The sequence below is a fragment of the Ohtaekwangia kribbensis genome, from assembly GCF_042676245.1.
Classification (GTDB): domain Bacteria; phylum Bacteroidota; class Bacteroidia; order Cytophagales; family Cyclobacteriaceae; genus Ohtaekwangia; species Ohtaekwangia kribbensis.
This window is the reverse complement of record NZ_JBHTKA010000005.1, coordinates 1-4915: the sequence shown is the minus strand read 5'-3', so window position 1 is coordinate 4915 and position 4915 is coordinate 1. Positions and strand designations below refer to the sequence as shown.

Below are 4915 nucleotides of genomic sequence, written 5' to 3'. Positions count from 1 at the left end.
AGCTCCTGATTTTACAGGTGCAGTATATAGCGGAAGAACAGCGGGTGCTTACACCGTTGTAGCGGTAAATAACAACACGAAATGTCAGTCAGCAAAGGTTACTGTAATTGTGAACAATAATACAGTAGCTCCTGTAATTGCAACAGCAACGGTTAACCAGACAAGCTGCGATACAAACACACCGAATGGACAGGCGTCAGCGAATGTAGGTGGTGTAACGGCTGGGTATACTTTCACCTGGTATGCAGGTGCCGGTACAAGCGGAACTATAAAAGGCAACGCGGCTTTGGCAACGGGCCTTGCAGCAGGTGTATATACGGTAAAAGTAGATAACAATGCCACGGGCTGTTCAAGCACTGCACAGGTAACTATTATTGACAACCTGGTGAACCCGGTAGTGACAGCAGTTGTCGATGCGCATCAGAATATCTGTAGTGCAGGTAACGGTCAGGTGTCAGCCCATGTAGCCGGTAACACAACCGACTATACCTTCTACTGGTTCAATGGGAATATAGCGACACCAAACCTTGCGGCACCTGATCATACCGGTGCTGTATATGGCGCAAGAACTGCAGGTGCCTATACCGTTGTGGCCGTTAGCAACAATACGAAATGTCCTTCAGCAAGAGCTACTGTAACGGTTAATGATAATAGTGTAAATCCGGTTATCGCGACTGCTACGGTAAATCAGACAAGCTGCGATACCAACACACCGAATGGACAGGCGTCAGCAAGTGTAGGGGGCGTAACGGCAGGCTATACCTTTGCGTGGTACGCTGGTAGCGGTACAAGTGGAACGGTAAAAGGCACTACGGCTGCGATAACAGATCTCCCAGCCGGTGTTTATACAGTAAAAGTAGTGAGCACTGCTACAGGCTGTTCAAGCACGGCACAAGTAACCATTATCAATAACCTGGTAAATCCTGTAGTAACAGCAGCAGTTGATGCACATCAGACAATCTGTAGCGCAGGTAACGGTCAGGTATCAGCGAACGTAGCGGGTAACACAACGGACTATACATTCTACTGGTTTAATGGAAATATAGCAACACCAAACATTGCAACACCTGATCATACGGGGGCAGTCTACAATGGAAGAACAGCGGGTACCTATACCGTTGTAGCGGTGGATAACAATACAAAATGTCAGTCCGCGAAAGCTACGGTGACAGTTAATGATAACAGTGTGAATCCGGTTATCGCGACTGCTACGGTTAACCAGACAAGCTGCGATACGAACACACCAAATGGACAAGCGTCAGCAAATGTAGGTGGTGTAACGGCAGGGTATACCTTTACCTGGTACGTAGGTGCTGGTACAAGTGGAACTGTAAACGGTACGGGAGCAGCGATCAATCTTCTGGCTGCTGGTACATATACTGTTAAGGTTGTTAGTAATGCTACAGGCTGTTCAAGCACAGCACAAGTAACCATTATCAATAACCTTGTAAATCCTGTAGTAACAGCAGCAGTTGATGCACATCAGACAATCTGTAGCGCAGGTAACGGTCAGGTTTCAGCGAATGTAGCGGGTAACACGACCGACTATACATTCTACTGGTTCAATGGAAATATAGCAACACCAAACATTGCAACGCCTGATCATACAGGGGCAGTCTACAATGGAAGAACAGCGGGTACCTATACCGTTGTAGCGGTAGATAACAATACAAAATGTCAATCAGCAAAAGCTACGGTAACCGTTAATGATAACAGCGTGAATCCGGTTATTGCGACAGCTACGGTTAACCAGACAAGCTGTGATGCTGTAAATCCGAACGGAGAAGCATCAGCAAATGTGGGCGGTGTAACGGCAGGCTATACCTTTACCTGGTATGCAGGAAGCGGTACCAGCGGAGCGATAAAAGGTAATACCGCTACGATAATAGATCAACCTGCCGGCGTTTATACAGTTAAAGTAGTCAACAACGGTACAGGCTGTTCAAGCACAGCACAGGTAACGATTATCAATAATCTGGTGAACCCTGTGGTAACGGCAGTGGTTGATGCCCATCAAACCATCTGTAGCGCAGGTAACGGTCAGGTTTCAGCGAATGTAGCGGGTAACACAACAGACTATACCTTCTACTGGTTTAATGGAAATATAGCGACACCAAATATTGCAACACCTGATCATACGGGCGCAATCTACAATGGCAGAACAGCGGGTACCTATACCGTTGTAGCGGTGGATAACAATACAAAATGTCAGTCCGCGAAAGCTACGGTAACGGTTAACGATAACAGCGTAGATCCTGTAATTGCAACAGCAACGGTTAACCAGACAAGTTGTGATCTTGCGAATCCGAATGGAGAAGCTTCTGCCAATGTTGGCGGTGCAACAGCGGGCTATACCTTTACGTGGTATGCTGGTGCCGGTACTAACGGATCTGTGAAAAGTAACACGGCAGTAGCAACAGACCTTGCCGCAGGAACCTATACAGTGAAAGCAGTAGACAACACAACGGGCTGCTCAAGCACTGCACAAGTGACGATTACCAATAACCAGGTAAATCCGGTTGTGACGGCAGCGGTTGATGCACATCAGACGATCTGTAGCACAGGTAACGGTCAGGTTTCCGCGAATGTAGCGGGTAACACAACCGACTATACATTCTACTGGTTCAATGGAAATGTAGCATCGCCAAACATCGCGGCTGCTAATTTTGTGGGTGTGACCTATGTCGGAAGACTCGCGGGTGACTACACCGTTGTTGCAGTAAGCAACGATACAAAATGTCAGTCGGCAAAAGCAACTGTTACTGTTCTCGACAATACCGTTGATCCGGTTGTAAGTGCAACACCTTCCAGCAACACGGCATGTGATGTTACGAAATCAAACGGCTCTATCTCTGCAAACGTAGGTGGTTTCACTACCAATCACGTGTTCCATATTTTCAAAGGACAAAATACATTAGCTATAAATGAAGTTGCAGGATCTCCTGCAGCTGTGGTAGCGGGGCTTGCATCCGGTATATATACTGTACAGGCCATTGATAACGTGACGGGTTGTGCCGGCACGGTAGAAGTAACCATCACCAACAACATTGTACTTCCGACTATAACAGCAACTTCAGCTGATGTTACCAATTGTGCTCCGGCTAACGGAAGTATCACGGCCAGTGTAAGTATAGGTGCTGTTGGTGACTATACATTCTCATGGTATAACGGAAATGCGCAAAAAGCGACTCCGGATTATGCGACAACAACCAATGTTCTAAGCGGTGTCGGTGCAGGTATCTATACTGTATCAGCTGTGAATAATGTTTTGGGTTGTGATGTTCAGGCACCGTTTACGCTCAATGTAGACAATGCGCCTACAACAGCGATTACGATTACACAGCTTCTGGGCGAACGTGTTATTCCGGCAATCTGTAATGCAGGAACAGGACAGTTAGGAGCATCGGCATCTTCTCCGGTGAACGTTGCTGGATTTGACTTCCTGTGGTACCTCGGTGACAAGAACGTTGGAATGACCTTCGAAGGAAATGGTTTTGATTTCCCGGTAAACTCAAACCGTATTTCAAATGCAGCATCGGGTGAACAGATCGTGAGTGGCCTGCATACTGTAATTGCTGTGGATTTGACTACCGGTTGCCGCGATTCACTCGTGATCAATCTTCCGTATAGTGATGAAGCAGCTCTGTTGAGCGTGTTAACTTTCCCGCAGACAAACTGTGCTGTGCCTGATGGTGCATTTGATGCTACCATTACTCCAAGCATTGGTACGAAGACAGCGAACCCTACGGTTGATCAGACCTGGTATTCAATACGGGTATATCAGAAAGGTACACTGGTACTGACTGTTCCAGGTACAGAGCCTTCAACCGTAGTGAACGGTCTTGCCGCTGGAAACTATACTATCCTGGCTGTTGAGACCAACCCTGCCTTGCCGGGATGTACTTCTGCTCCAAATGATATCACGATTGTTGATAATACAGTAGAACCTGTTATTACTGCGAACGCATTAATCGATAACAAGAATTGTACAGGTGCTGCCGAAGGAACAGGTTCAATTGCGCTAACGGTAGATGGAACTGCAACACCGGCAGCAGGATATACCTATGCATGGCATGATGGTAAATTTATAACGGATCCTGCTTTACCGGTTGCCAATGTTCAAGCACCAGGGCACACAGCGATTGACATCTTCGGTGGATTCTATACTGTTCAGGTAACCAATACAACCAACAGTTGTAAAGCAACAGCAACCTTCGCGATTAACGATGATCCGTATGCTATATCTATTCCTACAGCAAATCTTGTTGTAACGGATCAGACAGATTGTAATCCTGTGAATGGTTCTGCGAATGTTACCGATGTACTCATCGATGGCGCTTCATCAGGTGGAACAACAGGCTATACATTTGAATGGTTTATGAACGATGGCGTAACTGCCATTCCTTCAGGCGGAACTACTGCGACAGTAGGAGCTCTGCTCGCGGCTGATAACTATTTTGTTAAGGCAACAAACACAACTTCAAATTGTGCTTCTCCGCTGGTTCAGTTTACGGTGGATGATAATTCAATTCCTCCGGCAATTTCTGAGACTATTACGAGCAACACCAACTGCGTTGGTGCTACACCGAACGGAACGATCACGGTTCAGATCAACGGAGGCGCTCCTGTAGCCGACTTCACGATCGAATGGTTCGAAGGCAACACAACAACGACAGCACTTGGCACAACGGTAGGTGTAGTGGGCGGAGCCAACGGAGAGACAGCTTCTCAGTTACCTGCCGGTACATATACTGTACGTGTAACGGATAATGTATCTCCGGGCAACAGCTGTTTATCAACTGCTACCTTTACCGTAACGGATGATCTTCCTGTAATCGCTATCGAGCAGGCCGCTATAACACTGACGCACCAGGCCGATTGTAATCCAGCGGATGGTTCAGCACAGGTAACAGAC

Annotated in this window: 1 protein-coding gene; it reads left to right on the top strand. The window is 47.1% G+C overall.

The features are described from left to right. The coding region (locus ACFQ21_RS15290; RefSeq protein ID WP_377580144.1) for a beta strand repeat-containing protein at window positions 1–4915 on the top strand (4915 nt) is incomplete at both ends.